At 54.8% G+C, this 18,059-nt stretch carries 14 protein-coding genes; 9 read left to right on the top strand and 5 right to left on the bottom strand.

Annotated elements, in window-relative coordinates; genetic code table 11:
* Nucleotides 1–4: 4 nt before the first annotated feature.
* Nucleotides 5–1,075 (top strand): carboxysome shell carbonic anhydrase domain-containg protein, encoded by a 1,071-nt coding sequence (locus ACWI0H_RS09980; RefSeq protein WP_101147181.1) that lies wholly within the window; start codon nt 5–7, stop codon nt 1,073–1,075.
* On the opposite strand, the gene ACWI0H_RS09975 is transcribed toward ACWI0H_RS09980, so the two are convergent.
* Nucleotides 1,058–2,134 (bottom strand): tRNA-queuosine alpha-mannosyltransferase domain-containing protein, encoded by a 1,077-nt coding sequence (locus ACWI0H_RS09975; RefSeq protein WP_101147180.1) that lies wholly within the window; start codon nt 2,132–2,134, stop codon nt 1,058–1,060. The genes ACWI0H_RS09980 and ACWI0H_RS09975 overlap by 18 nt on opposite strands.
* 201 nt (nt 2,135–2,335) lie before the next feature.
* Between ACWI0H_RS09975 and ACWI0H_RS09970 the strand changes: the two genes are divergently transcribed.
* Genes ACWI0H_RS09970 through ACWI0H_RS09955 form a run of 4 tightly spaced genes read left to right on the top strand, consistent with a single transcriptional unit; the run spans nt 2,336 to nt 7,766 of the window.
* Nucleotides 2,336–2,710: a response regulator transcription factor gene (locus tag ACWI0H_RS09970; protein WP_101147179.1), complete on the top strand. Its 375-nt coding sequence runs from the start codon at nt 2,336–2,338 to the stop codon at nt 2,708–2,710.
* On the top strand, nt 2,707–4,770 hold the full coding sequence (locus ACWI0H_RS09965; protein WP_485876046.1) for a 3'-5' exonuclease: 2,064 nt from the start codon (nt 2,707–2,709) through the stop codon (nt 4,768–4,770). The genes ACWI0H_RS09970 and ACWI0H_RS09965 overlap by 4 nt, the downstream gene beginning before the upstream one ends.
* 30 nt (nt 4,771–4,800) lie before the next feature.
* On the top strand, nt 4,801–5,010 hold the full coding sequence (locus ACWI0H_RS09960; protein ID WP_008957305.1) for a hypothetical protein: 210 nt from the start codon (nt 4,801–4,803) through the stop codon (nt 5,008–5,010).
* A gap of 2 nt (nt 5,011–5,012) precedes the next feature.
* Nucleotides 5,013–7,766: an ATP-binding protein gene (locus ACWI0H_RS09955; RefSeq protein WP_485876198.1), complete on the top strand. Its 2,754-nt coding sequence runs from the start codon at nt 5,013–5,015 to the stop codon at nt 7,764–7,766.
* Between the two features lie 38 nt (nt 7,767–7,804).
* Here ACWI0H_RS09955 and ACWI0H_RS09950 read toward each other — a convergent pair whose 3' ends face one another.
* From ACWI0H_RS09950 to ACWI0H_RS09940, 3 genes are all read right to left on the bottom strand, one after another.
* On the bottom strand, nt 7,805–8,947 hold the full coding sequence (locus ACWI0H_RS09950; protein WP_485876045.1) for a DUF294 nucleotidyltransferase-like domain-containing protein: 1,143 nt from the start codon (nt 8,945–8,947) through the stop codon (nt 7,805–7,807).
* A gap of 31 nt (nt 8,948–8,978) precedes the next feature.
* Complete coding sequence (locus ACWI0H_RS09945) at nt 8,979–9,311, bottom strand: HlyU family transcriptional regulator (protein WP_485876044.1); 333 nt, start codon at nt 9,309–9,311, stop codon at nt 8,979–8,981.
* 81 nt (nt 9,312–9,392) lie between these two features.
* Nucleotides 9,393–10,613: an argininosuccinate synthase gene (locus ACWI0H_RS09940; RefSeq protein ID WP_176303553.1), complete on the bottom strand. Its 1,221-nt coding sequence runs from the start codon at nt 10,611–10,613 to the stop codon at nt 9,393–9,395.
* Nucleotides 10,614–10,901: 288 nt separating this feature from the next.
* Between ACWI0H_RS09940 and rnt the strand changes: the two genes are divergently transcribed.
* The gene (gene rnt / locus ACWI0H_RS09935; RefSeq protein WP_485876043.1) at nt 10,902–11,570 is read left to right on the top strand and encodes a ribonuclease T; all 669 of its coding nucleotides are present in this window, start codon (nt 10,902–10,904) and stop codon (nt 11,568–11,570) included.
* A 212-nt stretch (nt 11,571–11,782) separates the two neighbouring features.
* On the top strand, nt 11,783–13,042 hold the full coding sequence (locus ACWI0H_RS09930; protein ID WP_176303551.1) for a 6-phosphofructokinase: 1,260 nt from the start codon (nt 11,783–11,785) through the stop codon (nt 13,040–13,042).
* 84 nt (nt 13,043–13,126) lie between these two features.
* Here the strand turns inward: ACWI0H_RS09930 and ACWI0H_RS09925 are convergent, their stop codons facing one another.
* Nucleotides 13,127–14,842: a bifunctional protein-serine/threonine kinase/phosphatase gene (locus ACWI0H_RS09925; RefSeq protein WP_176303550.1), complete on the bottom strand. Its 1,716-nt coding sequence runs from the start codon at nt 14,840–14,842 to the stop codon at nt 13,127–13,129.
* A 311-nt stretch (nt 14,843–15,153) separates the two neighbouring features.
* Between ACWI0H_RS09925 and ppa the strand changes: the two genes are divergently transcribed.
* Nucleotides 15,154–15,684 carry an inorganic diphosphatase gene (gene ppa / locus ACWI0H_RS09920; protein WP_008956424.1) on the top strand — a complete coding sequence of 177 codons (531 nt, stop codon included), beginning with the start codon at nt 15,154–15,156 and terminating at the stop codon, nt 15,682–15,684.
* A 179-nt stretch (nt 15,685–15,863) separates the two neighbouring features.
* Nucleotides 15,864–17,723, top strand: coding sequence for a protein-disulfide reductase DsbD (gene dsbD / locus ACWI0H_RS09915; protein ID WP_485876042.1), 1,860 nt, complete (start codon nt 15,864–15,866; stop codon nt 17,721–17,723).
* Nucleotides 17,724–18,059: the final 336 nt, after the last annotated feature.

Here is an 18,059-nt window from a genome sequence, read left to right as displayed (position 1 = left end):
CTCCATGCCTACCCCTGCCACGCTTCTGCATGATCAGCCCATTGAGCAGCGTATTGATGCGCTACTGGATCTGTCACGGCAACACGCCGAGCATTTCTGTAGCCCAGGGGCATGGCTAGCGCGGCAGCGTTATACGGCACAGCACCCGACATCCATCGTCGTCATGAAGTGCATGGATGGGCGCATACATATACCCCACGCCACGCGCACGCCGTTAGGTATCATTACGCCGTTTCGTAACCTGGGCGGCATTTTTGATCTAGGCTGGCCCTACCTGGGGGAACTGCTGACCGAGACGGTAGTCGACGCCGCTCAGGCGGGGCGCAGCACGCTAATGCTGATCACCTACCACTTTTCCCATGGCAACCCAGCCCGCGGCTGCGCCGGGTTTAACTGCGATACCCAAGCCGCGAAAGCCCACGCCTATGCCATTGCCGAACAGGCTGGAAAGCTATTTGGCCACGACCACCAGCAGGTTTACCCGCTGGTGTGCGGCTTTGAAACCGACAGCGATGCGCTGGTGATTCATGGCCAAGACGGCACCACCCTTGATGTCAGCGAGTGGATTGGCCGGGCCCCAGAAGGACTAAGCAGTCAACTGAATGCCCTTTGCCCCGATATGCCCCATGACATGCAGCGCGATTTGTTGCCTCTGCTGGAAGGTAACCTTGCCCACGTTAGCGAATTGCATGGCGTCGAGCGGGAGCTCGATATCGAGCACCGCGAATGGGTGATCTGCATCGGCCGGGGCTTTGATTTTCTGCACCTACCCAATACCGCCCTGATTATTGGCCCTTACGGGCCGGACTTAGCAGTGCCCATTGGCACGGCAGCCACCATCATTGACACCAATATGCGCGCCGGACGCATCCCAGATGATGGCTTTATGCTGCTGGCTTCGACCCCCTACCAGCACAGCGGCGTCGACCGCGCCCGCGCGGAGCTTAAATCCCACTTTCTGTCAGATTTTGCCGAGCAGGTGATTCGCCGTGAGCACCCGATGCTTGCGCAAAAGATGCGTCGCCATACCGCCGTGGTGCACTGGCCGACACGACGATTAGACCGGCTCGACTGAAAGAAGCTGGCGATAGGCCTCGCGCCAAGCGGCCCACTCCCAAGCCGCAGTATCAAGGCTCATAGGACGCGCAGTTGGATTTGTCAGCCAAGCATGGAGTCGCTTATAAAGCCCTTCCTGAGTGCCATCGTAACGGTAGTCAGGTGGATATAAAGCCGGGAAGCAAAGCCGATCCGGCACTAGGGGCAGCGCCCCGCGCTGAGCTGCCTCCATGATCGCCAAGCCTTGAAACTCATGCCAGGTGGTCGATACCACGATGCCTGCGCTGTCCAGCAATTCGCGATACCTCCCCTCGGGCTGGGGCCCCCAAGCCACAATATGCTTGGCTAAGCGCTGCTCGGCTTCGTCAAAAATGGCCGGAGCTTGGCGGAAGCGCTGCCCTAGCACGGCCAGCTCAAATGCCACTCCGGCATCGCTTAACGCGAACAGCACGGCAAAGAAGTCATCAGGATTTTTGTCATACTCCCAGCGGTGATTCCAAACAATACGCTGTGGCACTGTTTTTTGCACAGCCGTTTGCTGGTGAGAAATTGAGCTATCAGAAATGGGCACGGGTAAAACCTGAGACCGCTCGCGCAGCGCTTCCAATGGCTTCGCTGCAGGTAGGTTTTCAGGCATTTTTTTCAGAAAGGCTCGCGCGCCATCGATAAAAGAGTCGCGGTTGTAAGCGCTGTTAAACACCACACAATCCGCCGCTAGCGCCGTGTAGAGGTTGACCATTTTGGCCTCTACCTGGGGTATCTGATCGCTAGACTCAGGATAGGCAAACTGGTTTTCGTGAAAATAGACGATCTTTTTGGCTCGGCCAAGGTGTGGAAACAGCCCTATTAGCGTCGCCAGATCCACCATTGACGTGGCAAGCACCACCTCATACGACTGGCTAAGGGTATCCTGCTCTTTCAACATCCAGCTCAGTGGGTTGCCGCGAATTCGCCAGGCAAAATGACGCGGTGGCAGGCTCAACATCGCCCACGATACTTCATCAAGCTGCGCCATTAAACTTTGCGCCCAATAGCGATGACTCACCGCTTCGTAGGCGGATAACAGTAGTACGCGCATTCACAGCCTTAGCAAGCAGATCAGTAGTAAGCCATCGCTTGTTATGCCATGGCATAGAGACACCAGTGTACCAAACCAATCGCATTTGCTCGCTGCTAGCGGATTGCTAGTACATTCGGCCAAGGTCGTCTTGGCTGACTGTCTCGATCTATCTAGACTGCAAGTATGCGTCGTTAAAACAAATAAAAGCTGGAGAACACCATGGCCAAAGTGCTCGTCGTCGATGACGAACCCAACATTGTGCTATCGCTTGAGTTCTTGATGGAGCAAGCAGGATTTGAGGTAGTGACTGCCGAAGATGGTGAACAGGCGTTAGCACGTGTCCAGGATAGCCAGCCCGATTTACTCCTGCTTGATATCAGCCTGCCAGGGATTAGCGGTTTTGACGTTTTAGAGCGCCTGCGTAACGAAGAAAGCACCGCCCAACTACCGATTATTATGCTCACTGCCCACGGCCGCGATGTCGAGCGTGAAAAAGGCATGGCGCTGGGCGCTGATGACTATATTACCAAGCCTTTTTCCACCCAATCCTTGGTGGAAAAAGTCAAAGCGCTACTCATTAAGGAGCAGCCATGACCCGTGGTGGGCTGCCCAAACGCCAGCGCCTGATTGGCTTATGGCTCTCGCTAAGCGGCATCAGCCTATTGGGTGGGGCTATTTTTGCCGCCTGGTTGGATGCTCAGCTCGCGCCTACGGGTATCACCCGAATGGCGCTATGGCTAGGCAGTTTTTCCGGTGGCGCGACACTGTTTTTGGCGGGCTTAGTGCTTGAACGCATGCTGTTTACACCGCTACGTCATTTACAGGTGCAGCTGGCGCGCTTGGTTGCCAATCCCGACGCCCGTGACGAACACCCACCCGAGGGTTGGCTAAAAGGGCTGGGGCCAGATTTACGACGTGTGCGCGAAAGCTGGCGCGAAGATCGCAGCCGCCTCGCTACCGCCCACGCCGACGGCGCCCGTAGCGCGGCACGCATTCGCCAGGAGCTGGAAACACTGCTGCAAGTACTCGAAACACCGCTGCTGCTATGTGACCACCACCGTCGTGTGATGTTGTTTAACCAAGCGGCAGAAGACTTTTTTATTGGCAATACCGGGCTAGGTTTAGGTAAGCGTCTTGAAGCGCTGCTTCCGGTTGCTAGCTTACAGCAAGCACTCAGCCAACTGCCTAACGACGGCTCCCCGCGAGAGCTGCTCGCCCCCTGCGATAACCGGTGGCTAAAGGTTATTCTGCGCCGCGTGCCGGGTAGCGATGGCGAAACATTGCTGACGTTTGGTGATGCAACGGCGTCGTGGTCGAATGAAATGGGCGTAAGAGCCGAATTGGCCGATATGCTGACACCGCTGCGCCAGCATACCGCCAGCCTAACCAGTGCCGCCGATGCGTTGATTCAACTGCGCCATCAAAACGACGCCAGCACGTCATTGCTGCGTCAACGGTTTGAGCGCGTTATTCATGAGGAAGGCATCACGTTAGGCGACAACGTGGCTAAAATCGGTCAACTGCTCGACGACATGCAGCATCAGGGCGAGCGCTTAACACCGATGTGGTCTAACGATTTCTGGCAAGCCCTGGATGAACGCCTAGATCCAGAGCACCGTTTGATTACCCCAGTGGGCATGCCCGCTTGGTTTAAAGGCGATGCCCCCGCCCTGATTGCGCTGTTCGACTCATTAGTAAAGCATCTGAATACCCACCTTCCTGAGAGCGGCTTTGAAGGTGAAATATGTCTAGGCAATAAGCGTGTCTATTTAGACCTAATTTGGCGTGGCAAAGCGATCCCCGAACATGAACTGGCTGAATGGCGCCAGCAGCCGCTCAACTCACTGCCCCTAACACCCAGCGTGGCCGATGTATTGCGCCAACACGCCAGCGACATCTGGAGTCTGGCCGACGATGATGGTGTGCATGCCCGCCTACGCCTTCCACTCCCTGCCGTTGAACGCGTTGGTGCCCCACGGGAAACCGCACCACCACGCCCCGAGTTTCATGATTTTGGCATTGCCGACCTCCCGCCGCCGGATGAAGCGCTTGCGAGTCGTTCCTTGCGCAGCTTGGAGGTCGTGGCGTTTGACACTGAAACCACCGGGCTTGAGCTACGTAGAGGCGACACGGTGATCAGTCTTGGTGCCTGTCGCGTGGTCAACGCGCGGCTATTGGCAAGCGAGGCCTTCGATCAAAAAGTCGATCCTCAGCGGCCTATTCCGGCCGCCAGTACGGCCATTCACGGCCTTACCGATGCCGATGTCATTGGTGCACCACCGCTGGATATCGTGCTTACCCGCTTTCGTGACTTTGTAGGGGAAGCCGTTTTACTGGCCCATAACGCCGCCTTTGATCTGCTCGCCATCAGTCATAAAGGCGTCGCTTTTGATATTCCCGTCATCGATACTCTGCTAATTTCACGCGCGCTGGACGAAGCCTTAGATGGGCATGACCTGGATAGCCTTGCGCAACGCTACGATCTAACATTCCCCCCCGGCACCCGCCACACTGCCTTAGGCGATGCTCGAGTGACCGCAGAACTCTGGCTAGCCCTGCTGCCACGCTTAGAGGCCCGCGGTGTCGACACCCTGGAACAGCTATTAACGCTACAAGCCAATGCTTTTGACCGACAGGATGCGAGTGCCTTATGAAAGGCTTAGTCTTATGAAAAATTTCGCCTCATGAAAAAGACAGGCACTAAATCGCGACAAACCGAACGCTTAATGGCCCTGGTAGCGGTGGCCTTACTGCTGTTCTGCCCACCATTGATTATCGTGGTAGACCGCCTTCCCTCCTTTAACGTCGGCTGGTTACCACTCTATCTGTTTTGCGCTTGGGCAGTCGTTATCGGTTTGACGGCTTGGCTAATGGAACACCGTGCGGATCGCTGATGATGCGCACTGACGCCGTCATCCTGGGCACTGCCTTTGGCTATTTAGCACTGCTGTTTGTGGTCGCGGCCTGGGGCGATCGGCGGGCCGAGCAAGGGCGATCGCTGATCGGCTCACCCACGGTATATGCCCTCTCCATTGCCGTTTACTGCACTGCCTGGACCTTCTACGGCAGCGTGGGGCGTGCCGCGGAGTATGGACCCAGCTTTTTACTCATCTATCTTGGCCCTACCCTCGCCATGCTGCTGGCACCCTTCGTGGTCCGTAAGATGGTTCGCATCGCCGCCCGCCAGCGCATTACTTCAATTGCCGATTTTATCAGTGCCCGCTACGGCAAAAGTACCAGCTTAGGGGCACTGGTGGCCTTAATGGCCCTGATCAGTATCACGCCTTATATTGCCCTGCAGTTAAAGGCCATTACCGTTAGCCATGCGGTGCTCATTAACTACCCACAAGCGGCCGACACGACGCTGGTGGATGAACACTTTTGGATGGATAAGTCTCTCTGGGTCGCGCTGGTGCTGGCGGTGTTTATTATTCTCTTTGGCACCCGCCACTTGGACGCCAGCGAACGCCACGAGGGCATGGTGGCCGCCATCGCGTTGGAATCCCTGGTGAAGCTGATCGCCTTTATGGCCGTCGGTGTGTTCGTGGTCTTTGTGATGTTTGAAGGCCCCGCGGCGCTGTTTGCCCAGGCAGCGTCCACGCCAGCGCTGGTCGATAGCATGCGGTTGGACAGCGTTCCTGGCGGCGTCACGGGTTGGGTGGGCATGCTGGTGCTCGCCTTCCTGGCCTTTTTAACGCTTCCCCGCCAGTTTCAGGTGCTGGTAGTAGAGAATGTCGATGAGCAGCATTTAGCGAGAGCAAGCTGGTTATTTCCCCTCTATATGCTGTTGATCAACCTGTTCGTGATCCCTATCGCCTTGGCAGGCCTGCTGCTGGGTGCGAGCGCAGGCGACCCGGATAGCTTTGTTCTGACGCTCCCGCTTTCAGCAGGTCTAGAAGGACTGCCGCTACTGGTCTTTATCGGGGGGCTTTCAGCGGCAACCGGTATGGTGATCGTCGAGACAATCGCCCTCTCCACAATGGTCAGCAACCAGTTGGTGATGCCACTGCTGCTGCGCTCACGGCGCTTGCACTTAAGTACCAAAGGCGAGCTTGCCGGCTGGCTACTGGGAATTCGCCGGGTCGCTATCGTGCTTATTCTACTGCTGGGTTATCTCTACCATGCGCTCATTGGCGACTCATACAGTCTGGTCACCATCGGACTGGTCTCTTTTGCAGGTGCGGCACAGTTTGCACCTGCGCTATTGATAGGCCTTTACTGGCGTGGTGCGACTCGCCAGGGCGCCACGGCAGGCTTAATCGCCGGCTTCTTGGTGTGGTGCTATACGCTACTGTTGCCGGGCTTTGCCCAGTCAGGCTGGCTGGACGCCACGCTACTTACAAACGGGCCATGGGGAATCGGCTGGTTGAAACCCTATGCGCTGTTTGGACTCGAAAATTGGGATATTTACACTCACTCGCTGCTCTGGAGCATGCTGGTCAACGTCGGGTTGCTGATCGGTGTTTCGCTGTTTACCCGCCCAACGCCCCTGGAGCAAACCCAGGCGGCGCTATTCACCGAAGCCATGCACCCTAATTTGCAAACAACATCGCTCTCGACGTCATTATGGCGCGGGCAAACCACCCAAGGGGCGCTTAAAGAGCTTTTGGTTCGCTATCTGGGGGCTCACACTACTCGACGGGTGTTCAGTCATGGCAGTACCAAAGACGCATTTGTAGCAGACGAGCCCGCTGCCGCTGAGTTGATTACACGTGCAGAGCAGGCATTGGCGGGGGCTCTGGGCAGCTCTTCAGCGCGGGTGTTGATCAACTCAGTGGTTCGCGGCGAGGCGCTGGATATTGAGTCGATCCTTAGTATTCTGGATACCACCTCGCAAACCCTTGAGTACAACCGCCGCTTAGAGCAGAAATCCCAAGAGCTCGTCCAAATCGGCGAAGAGTTACGCAGCGCTAATGAACGACTGCGGGAGCTGGATCGTTTAAAAGATGAGTTTGTCGCCATGGTCAGTCATGAACTCCGCACGCCGCTTACCTCCATCCGCGCCTTTGCTGAAATTTTGCGCGATAGTGGCCAACTGCCCGATGAAAAACGCCAGCATTTTCTGGGTGTCATCGTTCTCGAAAGTCAACGGCTCTCACGCTTAATCGAAGAAATACTAGACCTTGCCCGCCTGGAAAGTGGCCGTTTAACGCTTAACCCGGTGCCACTGGATCTTGCCGCTCTTATCCGACACAGCATTGACGCCATTGCGCATTTGCACCAAGAGCGTGGTGTCCAGCTAGAGGTTCATTTAGAAGCAGAACCAGCGATGGTGGTTGGTGACCATGATCGTTTAGAACAGGTGATTATTAACCTGCTTGATAATGCTAGTAAGTTTGCCGATCGACACCAGCCTAAAGTACGCCTGTCGCTCTATCGCCATCGCCGCCATTTCCGTTTAAGCGTGGAGGATAACGGGGCCGGTATTAGCGCGGAGGAGCGTGAACGGGTATTTGAAAAATTCCATCAGATACAGCAAGACGATGATATTCCAAGAGGACGGCCCAGAGGGAGCGGCTTGGGACTACCCATTAGCCGTGGAATTATCGCTCATCTGGGTGGACGACTCTGGGTTGAGGATGCCAAAACGCTTGGCGGTGCCTGTTTAACACTGGAGCTACCTGCGGCGCCGAATGGCACCCACGCTTGATACTATTCCGCTAAGAACTTTCCGCCAAGAACTTATCGCTAACCACTTTTGGCGCGCTGAACAAACGCTCTAATCTGCTGCAGATCAAATTTTAACAGCAGGCGCTGGTCTTCACGCAGGCGGCGAAGATCCACCCAGGCGTCTGCGGCTTGGCCACGGGCTCTGTTGTAACGCTGCTGTTCCAATAAGCGCTGCTGTAGACGCTCGAAAGCGGCTATAAGCAACGCCGATTCAGCCGACGTTAGCGCATTTACCATATGACCATCTCCCGTATGACTGAGCGCGATCAACCGTTCGCGGGTGGCTATGTGGCGCAGCCCGTAACGCAGGCAGAACAAACGCGCAGCGCTAATCAAAGGCAATAGGCCCTGAAGTTTCAGATTAATGGCTTGCTCGTGAGGAGCCTCAAGGTGTGGGCTCGAGGCAAGTTGCCCAAAGCGGTTCAAAGCTACCGGCAGCTCATTCAGCAGCGCCGCCATTTCATCCATATAAAGCGCTGCGTTAGGGAGTATCGCAGCGATGCTATCTCCCAGTTGCGCGGCAAGTGCTGAATTGCCAGCGATGGGGGAAAAATCGAGCAAGATATTGGTCTGCTGAACACGCTTCACCCGGCGGTCAGCGCTCCAGATTTCCAGCTGTGCTTGCCATTCACTTATCCGCTTGCGCCACATTGGCCAGCGAGCCATCACATGGCCTCGGCAAAGGGGAATGCCGGCTTCATCCAGATGTTGAGTAAACCGCTCGCCTAGGGCTTGAAAGTAGCCGTCAATCTCAACGTGCCGATGATCGGGATAATCATCGATAATCAGTGCATTATCTTGATCAGGGCCCAGCAAGCTTTCATAGCGAGCCGCCGAACCTAGCATCAACACGCAGTAATCGGCCGGCGGTGTGCCCCACCCTTGCGCCTGCATTTCTTCAAGCGACTGGGCAATAGCGCGCCGGTATAGCCAAGCATTATGATCACTAATGATCTGGCTGATACGCCAAGCGGGTAAATCGTAATGTGCTAGTGTTTCAACCAAGGAGGGTTGCCAAGCATAAGCGTCGGCAATGGAAGACTGAGGTGAAGAGGTTTTTGAGAAAAGATGCTGGAGCGGCGCGTCGAGCGCCATGGTGTTTAAATGTCCATGCTCATTAAATAAGGAGCGCCAGGGCGAGGCTTGGTGTACTACACGCATACGCCTCTCCTTTACGAACGTTTGTGTCGGCTTACTCTGAACTGTCGCCAGCACGACGTGGGTCAGGCTCGAACATTGCCTCCCCTACTTCATCGATATAGCGCTGCGCTTTAGTGACCATCATGGCATCACACGCCTCGCGACCTGGCAGCATATCGGAACGCTCAAAACGGTGTTCAAGGGTTTCACCGCTGGCATCAGCCTTACGAATCCAACCGCTGACGCGATATTGGCCGCTTTGATCGTCCGGCTGAGATACAATCTCATAACCTTTGTACTCCACGGCATCAGCCGCTTTGGTGGTAGCGCCTGGCGCAGCCTGACGATCACTACCAAAGAGGCCAGATAATAATTTTTTTAACATAGTGGCTCCTTAACATGCCGGGCGGCAGCTAATAGCTGCCGCCCTGACAAGATATACGCTTTTATAATTAACTAGGTTTTACTAGCTTTGCTTACGGCCTTTGCCAGCGGCAATACGCAGGCGGAGGGCATTCAGCTTAATAAAGCCTTCAGCATCTTTCTGGTTGTAAGCGCCCTCGTCATCTTCAAATGTCGCAATTGACTCATCAAACAGCGATTCATCAGATTTGCGACCAACCACGGTAGCGTTGCCTTTATAGAGCTTCATACGCACGACACCCGCTACATTCTTTTGGGTCTCGTCAATGGCCGCTTGCAGCATGCGACGCTCTGGGCTCCACCAGTAACCGTTGTAGATCACTTCCGCGTATTTCGGCATCAGTTGATCTTTCAGGTGGGCTTCTTCGCGGTCTAGCGTTAGCGACTCAATCGCACGGTGAGCGCGCAACATAATAGTGCCGCCAGGTGTTTCATAGCAGCCACGAGATTTCATGCCCACATAGCGGTTTTCAACAATATCCAAACGGCCGATACCGTTGTCGCCACCTAGTTTGTTGAGCTTTTCTAGCACTTCGTGGGCTTTCAACGGCTCGCCGTCGATGGCCACGATATCACCCTTTTCATACGTCAGTTCAACGTAGGTAGGGGTATCGGGTGCGGCTTCAGGAGAGACACTCCAACGCCACATGTCGTCTTCGGCTTCGGCCCAAGGATCTTCCAAAATACCGCCCTCGTAAGAGATATGCAGTAAGTTGGCATCCATGGAGTAAGGCGATTTTTTCTTTTTATTGGCAAAATCGACCGGAATTTTATGCTCTTCGCAGTACGCCATCAGCTTTTCGCGAGAGGTTAAGTCCCACTCACGCCATGGGGCGATGACTTTCACGCCGGGCTTAAGGGCATAGCCGCCAAGCTCAAAGCGAACTTGGTCGTTACCTTTACCCGTAGCACCGTGAGAAATAGCGTCGGCGCCGGTTTCATTGGCAATTTCGATCAAGCGCTTGGCGATCAATGGCCGAGCGATAGAGGTACCCAGCAGGTACTCACCTTCATAAATCGTGTTAGCGCGGAACATGGGGTAAACGTAGTCACGCACAAACTCTTCGCGCAGGTCTTCGATGTAAATTTCTTTTACACCAAGGGCTTGCGCCTTGGTACGCGCTGGTTCGACCTCTTCGCCCTGACCGATGTCGGCAGTAAAAGTCACTACCTCGCAGTTGTAAGTTTCTTGCAACCACTTAACGATGACGGATGTGTCCAGGCCGCCTGAATATGCCAGCACAACCTTTTTGACATCGGACATTCTTTGCTCCTCATTGACCATAAGAAATTGATAAAACAAAACCACGCTAGCCATTCACACTTGGCTGATGCGAGAGCTCTTTGCGACCGACCGTTGAGATAGATCTTTGAGACAGACGTTGAGTATAGCGTTCTCAATGCCCAGCGAATACCGTCAACGACGCCTGGGGGCTAAAGCTGCTAGAATCACCCCATTCAAAGCGGCGGCTTGCCGCTAATGTCGAATGGTTACTCGCTTTACTACTACTCGCTTGAAGACTATTACTCGCTTGAACATAAGGAGAGCTGCATGAGCGAGGCAATTGCCCGCGAATTAATGGCCCAACGTTTTCGCAGTTACCTGCCGGTGGTCGTTGATTTAGAAACCGGGGGATTTAATGCCCAAGGTGATGCCGTACTTGAGATTGCTGCCGTTACGCTGACCATGGATCCAGAAGGCAACCTGCTGCCTGATGCCACCTATGCTTACCACATTCACCCCTTTGAAGGAGCGAATGTTGAGCAGTCGGCACTCGATTTTACCGGCATTAACCTGGATGACCCGTTGCGCAGCCAGGTCGCGCTTAGCGAAGCTGAAGCACTCAATGAAATTTTTCGACCGATACGTAAATCAATCAAAGCTCACGATTGCACTCGCGCCATCTTAGTTGGTCATAATGCGGCGTTCGATCAGGGATTCTTGAACGCGGCGGTGGATCGCTGTGGCATTAAGCGCAATCCTTTTCACCCGTTTTCTAGTTTTGATACCGCCACGCTAGCTGGCTTGATATATGGGCAAACTGTGCTTGCCCGCGCCTGCCGTGCTGCTGGCATTGAGTTTGATAATAAAGCTGCCCACTCCGCCCGTTACGATACTGAGCGAACTGCTGAGCTGTTTTGCTCCATGGTGAATCGCTATAAAGATTTGGGCGGCTGGCAGCTTGCCCAGCGCGAGCAAGAGATGGATGGCACAGAGTAGAACCTGGCATCCGCCGCCTAGCCGCTGATGCATTACTCATGCATAGAGGCAGTAATGCAGAGAGCCGCTAATGCAGAAAACCAGGCTTTACGCTAAACTTTGCCGCATTACAGCAATGTGCTTTAACACCGACAATGCCGGTTAGCGCGTGATTGGCGGTGATAAAACGATTTCGATTAACTTTATCCATTTTCAGGAGATGAGACGTTTCCATGGCCCAGCATAATGCCTTTTACGCCCAATCCGGTGGCGTCACCGCCGTGATCAACGCCAGTGCCTGTGGCGTTATCGAAGCCTGTCGTCAAGCACCCGATCAGATTGGCAAGGTGTATGCCGGTCATAACGGCATTATCGGGGCTTTAACGGAAGACCTAATCGACGTTACCCAAGAGAGTGACGAAGCGATTGCAGCCTTGCGCCACACGCCAGGCGGCGCTTTCGGCTCTTGCCGCTATAAGCTAAAAGACATTGATACTCACCGCGCCCAGTACGAGCGCTTAATCGAAGTCTTTAAAGCTCATGATATTCGCTACTTCTTCTACAACGGTGGCGGCGATAGTGCCGATACCTGCTTAAAGGTCTCACAACTTTCCGAGAAACTGGGCTACCCGCTTACCGCGATCCACGTGCCTAAAACCGTGGATAACGACCTGCCGATTACCGATAACAGCCCGGGCTTTGGCAGTGTCGCTAAGTACATTGCGACCTCTACGCTGGAAGCCTCGCTGGATATCGCTTCCATGTGCGCCACCTCCACCAAGGTATTTGTGCTTGAAGTCATGGGCCGCCACGCGGGCTGGATCGCCGCTGCCGGTGGTTTAGCGGGCGAAGGCGAAGGCGAGCCGCCGCACATGATTATCTTCCCGGAAATTCCGTTTAACCGTAAAGCGGCCATGGCGCGGGTTGAAGAAAGCGTTAAACAATATGGCTACTGCGTGATCGTGGTTTCTGAAGGCGCCCGCTACGAAGATGGCACTTTCTTAGCCGATGCAGGTAATACCGATGCCTTTGGCCACCGCCAGCTGGGCGGCGTAGCGCCCACACTTGCGGGTATGATCAAGCAGGATTTGGGCTACAAGTACCACTGGGCAGTGGCCGATTATCTACAGCGCGCGGCGCGCCACCTAGCGTCTAAAACCGACGTTGAACAGGCCTATGCGGTGGGTCGCGAAGCGGTGACGCTGGCGCTAGCAGGCAAAAATGCCATGATGCCCGCTATTCGTCGTATTTCTCAGTCACCTTACCAGTGGGATGTCATCTCTGCCCCGCTGTCACAGGTGGCCAATAAAGAGAAATTTATGCCCCGCGACTTTATCAGCGACAACGGCTTTGCGATTACCCAGACGTGCCGGGATTACCTCTCACCATTGATCCAGGGCGAGGATTTCCCCCCGTTTGAGAATGGCTTGCCGAAAGTGGCCAAGCTGAAACTGGCAAAAGCAGAGCGCAAGCTGCCTACTTTTACGCTGTAAACCGCGCACGCAGCGAAACAGCTATGCGGCAATAAAAAACGGGGCGATGAAGCTATTCATCGCCCCGTTTCACATGGCTGATTACTAACGCAACAGCCAGGAAAGCACGAGCAGCAATAGCAATATACCTGCTACCCCCTGCCAGAAACGCCGCGGCTCCTGGCGGCTCTCTTCCCGGTTCGGCAACCGCCCCAGCGGAATCCTAAGGGCATGCAAGAACTCCGATAGGCGCCTAAAGCGCAGAGCCCGCTGCGGATCCAAAGCACGGCGTAGCGCATCGTCCAAGTCCTGGGATATCTCAGGGTTGGTTGTGCGCGCGCTGCGATAGGTTAATTCTTCAAGATCGGTATGGCTGCGCAGGCGATTGGGCGTCAAGGTATAGGGCAAGGCACCTGTGAGTAACCAGTAGGTCGTGGATGCCAGCGAGTACTGGTCACTGCGCCGACCAATGCTGTCGGCCAACGCATACTCAGGGGCGGTGTGCTCGTTGAAGCCAATTTGGCGGAGCAACTCCCCCGAGTGGCGATGCCCTTCGCCATCGCGCATATGGCAGGCGCTAAAATCAGTAAGCACCAGCTTGCCGTGCGGGTCGATCAGGATATTATCGGGGTTAATCTGCTGGTGAATAATTTCCCGGTGATGCAGTGCCTGCACCGCCTTACCCAGCTGGTTAGCAATATCTAAGCGCTGCGTTAAGCTGGCTTGAGGATGACGTTCAGCCCACTGTCGCAGCGTTTCACCTTCAATATGCTGCATCAGGTAATAGAGATAACGGCGCGGCCGGGACGGCTCCATCACCTTGACCACAAACGGCGAATTGACGCGCTCAACCACCCACTGCTGAAGCAGGAAGTGCTCCAGATAGGCGTTGCGCAACGAAAGCTCCGGGCTGGGTGCTTTCATAACCATTTCACGCTCGCTATGCACATCGCGAACGCGATAAACCCGCGACTGCGCCGTGCGTGACAGCACAGCGAGAACTTCAAGGCCATCTAAACGCTCACCCGGCGCCAGTTCTGGCGGAATCGGCAGGTCGCCATAAAGCTGCCCAGGATGCTCTGTCACTTCGTCAGGCAACTCATCGATTCGCACCAACTGGAAGCAAAACTGATCGCCACCGTAGCCACGATCCTGAGCGCGCTGCTTCGCCTCATCGGCAAGCCGCTCACAGGCGGCATCCAGATCACTAGCATCTTGGCGGATCAAGCGCACATAGTCGGAAGGCAGCAGCGTACCGCGCACACCCTGAGTGGTGAACAGAAACAGGTCGCCCTGTTTGAGCGCTATATGGGTGTAATCGATATCAACACTGCCATCCATACCCAACGCGCGGGAAGGATAACGGTACCCCCCTAAGTCGGTGACATGATCACGACTCAACTGCTCAAACTCGGCCCCGCGCAAACGGAACACCAGCGTGTCGCCCATGTGAAACAGATGCGCTTCGCGCCCACGGAAGACCATCGCCGACATGGAGGAGACAAAGCTGCCCTCTTTCACATGCTGGCTTTGGCTGTAGCACCAGCTATTAAGGGCACGCAGCACGCGGGTGGCCGAGGTTTTGACATCCCAATGATCAGGTGTCGAGAAGTAATCGGCCAGAAAGCCGCGCACGCTTAAATCACCGGCCTGCTTGGCCATGGTATTGCGTGAGATGGAGTCACTGATAACGGCACAGCCACCTTTGGCGCGCAGCAGCGGCGCTTCAGGAAAGCGAACTGACATTGAACTGCGGTGCAGGCGCCGGTCCGGCGCGACAAATGCTTGACCATAACTGATGAGCAACTGGGCGTGCGACAAGTCATCCTCCTAGGCTGCCGACTCGATCGAGGGACTTCACTGTCAACCAACACTGTCAATAAACGCTGCCTATAATACACGCAGCGGAGCAGAAACGATGCCCAACAAACGTCTCTATCGTATTAGCGCGCTTTTATATGCGCTCCTTTTTGATTTCCCTCATAATAGGCAACGGCTAAACCACACCGGCCCACCTATGTCGCATTGGTAATCGAGTAGTCATGTTCGTATAATTCTTCGCCATCAACGACTCTGTAACGATTACCTAACCTCTGCACGACTCAAGCCACAGTACTACCAAGGAATCAACGATGAACTTCGATAATATCCCTGCTGGAAAGGATCTCCCCAACGACGTTTACGTGGTGATCGAAATTCCAGCCAACCACGATCCAATCAAATACGAAATTGATAAGGACATGGGCGCACTACTCGTTGACCGCTTTATGGCCACCCCCATGTTCTACCCTGCCAACTATGGCTTTATTCCCCACACCCTAGCCGATGACGGCGACGCCCTCGATGCGCTGGTTGTGACCCCGCACCCGGTTCAACCCGGCAGCATTATTCGTGCTCGTCCGGTAGGCATTTTAAACATGACCGACGAAGCCGGCGAAGATGCCAAGTTGATTTGCGTGCCCCACGCCAAGCTTAGCTCGCTCTACGATGACATTCAGGAAGTCACTGACCTACCTGAGCTGCTGCGCCAGCAAATCGCCCACTTCTTCGAGAACTACAAAGATCTCGAAAAAGGCAAATGGGTAAAAGTTGAGTCATGGGAAGGCGCTGACGCTGCGCGCAAAGCGATTGAAAAATCCGTTATCGCTTACCAGAAAGCGTAATCGTTTTCTAAAGCTGCTTCTGTGTATGTGAAAAGGTCGCCTTCGGGCGACCTTTTAGGTTGTTAGGATTAACACACCATTAGCGACCGCGTCACGTCACCGCAGCGTATACGCGAGAGATTCAAGGTTGCGGTATGCTATTTGTCTTAGCTTGCGATGCCATTAATTAAGGACGCACCGTGTTATCTCTTAAACGCCTGAGCCTATTTCCCTTACTTGTTTTTTTCCTCGGTTGGTTACCGCTGAGCGCACACGCCCAATGGTTTTCATCGTCTAGCAACCAAGATGAATTTTTACCGGTAATGGAAGCCTTTCAGCCTACCGCTTGGCACGATGGAGAAACGCTTTTTATCGGTACCGACATCACCGATGAGTACTATCTTTATCGGCATCAGTTTGCTGTCTCCAGTCAGACCGAGGGTATAACGCTTGGCGAACCCAACATCCCCGAAGGCACGTTCACCAACGATGAATTCATGGGCGATGTTTACATATTCCGCGACCAGGTGGTGTTTGAAGTACCGCTGAGCGCCCCCTACGCAGGCCCGCTAAACGTTGAGTTAACCTTTCAAGGCTGCGCGGATGCAGGGCTATGCTATCCACCGGAACGCTTGAGCCTACAGGCGAGTGAGACTGAGCCGCCCAGTCAATTTGCGAACTGGCAAGAAGGCGATAGCGCCGCTAGTGAAACCGCTACCGCTACTTCACAGAGTGACTTCGCAGGGCCTCAAAGCGAAGATAGCCGCTTTAGCGCGCTAATCAGCGATGCTAGCCTGCCGCTGGCGCTGGGGCTGTTTTTTATCGCCGGTTTAGGGCTGACATTTACGCCCTGTGTATTACCGATGATTCCGATTCTGTCATCCATCGTCGTCGGCCAGAACCCCACCCGCCCACGCGCCTTTGCCCTCTCGTTAAGCTATGTGCTGGGCATGGCGCTGACCTACGCCCTGGTCGGGGTATTGATGGGGCTGTTCGGCGCCGGTCTTAATCTTCAGGCACGCTTACAGTCGGCACCTGTGCTTATCACTTTCGCTGTACTCTTCACGCTCTTTGCGCTGGCGATGTTCGGAGCCTTCACGCTTAATCTCTCGCCCCGCTTAGCCACCCGTATTGACGCTTGGCAGGCTCGCGCTCAGCGCAGTGGCCCAGCGGGATTAGCGTTAGCAGGTGCGCTCTCAGTATTGGTGGTGTCACCCTGCGTCACCGCGCCATTGGCCGGAGCCCTGGTGTTTATATCCTCAACCGGCGATGCAGTCATGGGTGGTGCGGTGCTCTTTGCGCTGGGCCTTGGCATGGGCGTACCGCTTCTTTTTGTAGGCACCTTTGGCGCCACGCTGTTACCCCGTTCGGGCGCCTGGATGAATGGTGTCAAGATTGCCTTTGGCCTTTTACTGCTGGGCGTGGCAATTTGGATGATCGAGCGTTTAGTCACTGCGCCCATTGCACTGCTTCTATGGGCAGCACTCGCTATCGGCGCGGCGCTGGCGCTTGGGGCGCTGAACTTCAATCAACCGCAAGGGTGGCCGCGGGCACGTCAAACGCTGGGGGTTTTACTGCTGGCGTGGGGTGTTCTGCTGGTCATTGGTGCCGCGCAAGGTGGCAGTGACCCGCTGCGTCCTCTTGCGGCCACCTCAATTGGGTCTGGCGAGTCTCAAGTGGAACAGCTTGAGTTTGTTGAGGTCGATAACCTTACCGCGCTTGAGGCAGCCATCGCCCAAGCGAACAGTACTAATAAGCCAGCGTTTGTTCACTTTACGGCTGACTGGTGCATTTCATGCAAGCTACTGGAGCGCGATGTCTATCCTGACCCACGTGTTTCAGCGGCATTGGAGGGTTACACGTTAATTGCTGCAGACGTGACACAGACCGACCCACAAAGTCGTGAGCTGCTGGATCAGTTCAATCTTTTCGGTCCGCCGAGCCTGCTGTTTTTCAGTCAAGGCGAAGAAATTCGTGATGCGCGCATTCAAGGCGAAGTCACTGCCGACCAACTGCATGAACATCTTGAATCCGTTAGCCAGTGGCTTGCCAATAGTTGAGCCACCACCCTACGAGCCTTGCCCACTAAGGCGCTTAAGCAGCGTTTTGACGCGAATATCGTCAAACAGTTGTTTAAATCTACATTCAGCGACAGTTTAAGCACTGGCTTAGGCTGTCGCTGGACATCCTGGCACTTTTTCGGCAAACTCCGCTCCCATATTAGCTAAAAACTTCCTTTTTTAGGGGTGAGAACGGGGTAACGTTCGCTAACATGCAGCGTTCTCTTCATTTTTAAATTTGGTTTACTGCGCCTATAGATGAGCCGCGCAGCGCCGCGCAGCAACTCGCCTATAGGCCACGGTTACTGTGTGATTATTTCTCATAATCTTCTTTTA

The organism is Halomonas sp. NYA30 (assembly GCF_976980765.1).
Note: the sequence above shows the minus strand (reverse complement) of the source record. Positions and strands in the feature narration are given on the sequence as shown.

What these genes read in the sequence shown, in the direction of transcription:
- ACWI0H_RS09980 (WP_101147181.1), top strand. Translation starts at nt 5, where the DNA reads ATGCCTACCCCTGCCACGCTTCTGCATGATCAGCCCATTGAGCAGCGT.
- ACWI0H_RS09975 (WP_101147180.1), bottom strand. Translation starts at nt 2,134, where the DNA reads ATGCGCGTACTACTGTTATCCGCCTACGAAGCGGTGAGTCATCGCTAT.
- ACWI0H_RS09970 (WP_101147179.1), top strand. Translation starts at nt 2,336, where the DNA reads ATGGCCAAAGTGCTCGTCGTCGATGACGAACCCAACATTGTGCTATCG.
- ACWI0H_RS09965 (WP_485876046.1), top strand. Translation starts at nt 2,707, where the DNA reads ATGACCCGTGGTGGGCTGCCCAAACGCCAGCGCCTGATTGGCTTATGG.
- ACWI0H_RS09960 (WP_008957305.1), top strand. Translation starts at nt 4,801, where the DNA reads ATGAAAAAGACAGGCACTAAATCGCGACAAACCGAACGCTTAATGGCC.
- ACWI0H_RS09955 (WP_485876198.1), top strand. Translation starts at nt 5,013, where the DNA reads ATGCGCACTGACGCCGTCATCCTGGGCACTGCCTTTGGCTATTTAGCA.
- ACWI0H_RS09950 (WP_485876045.1), bottom strand. Translation starts at nt 8,947, where the DNA reads ATGCGTGTAGTACACCAAGCCTCGCCCTGGCGCTCCTTATTTAATGAG.
- ACWI0H_RS09945 (WP_485876044.1), bottom strand. Translation starts at nt 9,311, where the DNA reads ATGTTAAAAAAATTATTATCTGGCCTCTTTGGTAGTGATCGTCAGGCT.
- ACWI0H_RS09940 (WP_176303553.1), bottom strand. Translation starts at nt 10,613, where the DNA reads ATGTCCGATGTCAAAAAGGTTGTGCTGGCATATTCAGGCGGCCTGGAC.
- rnt (WP_485876043.1), top strand. Translation starts at nt 10,902, where the DNA reads ATGAGCGAGGCAATTGCCCGCGAATTAATGGCCCAACGTTTTCGCAGT.
- ACWI0H_RS09930 (WP_176303551.1), top strand. Translation starts at nt 11,783, where the DNA reads ATGGCCCAGCATAATGCCTTTTACGCCCAATCCGGTGGCGTCACCGCC.
- ppa (WP_008956424.1), top strand. Translation starts at nt 15,154, where the DNA reads ATGAACTTCGATAATATCCCTGCTGGAAAGGATCTCCCCAACGACGTT.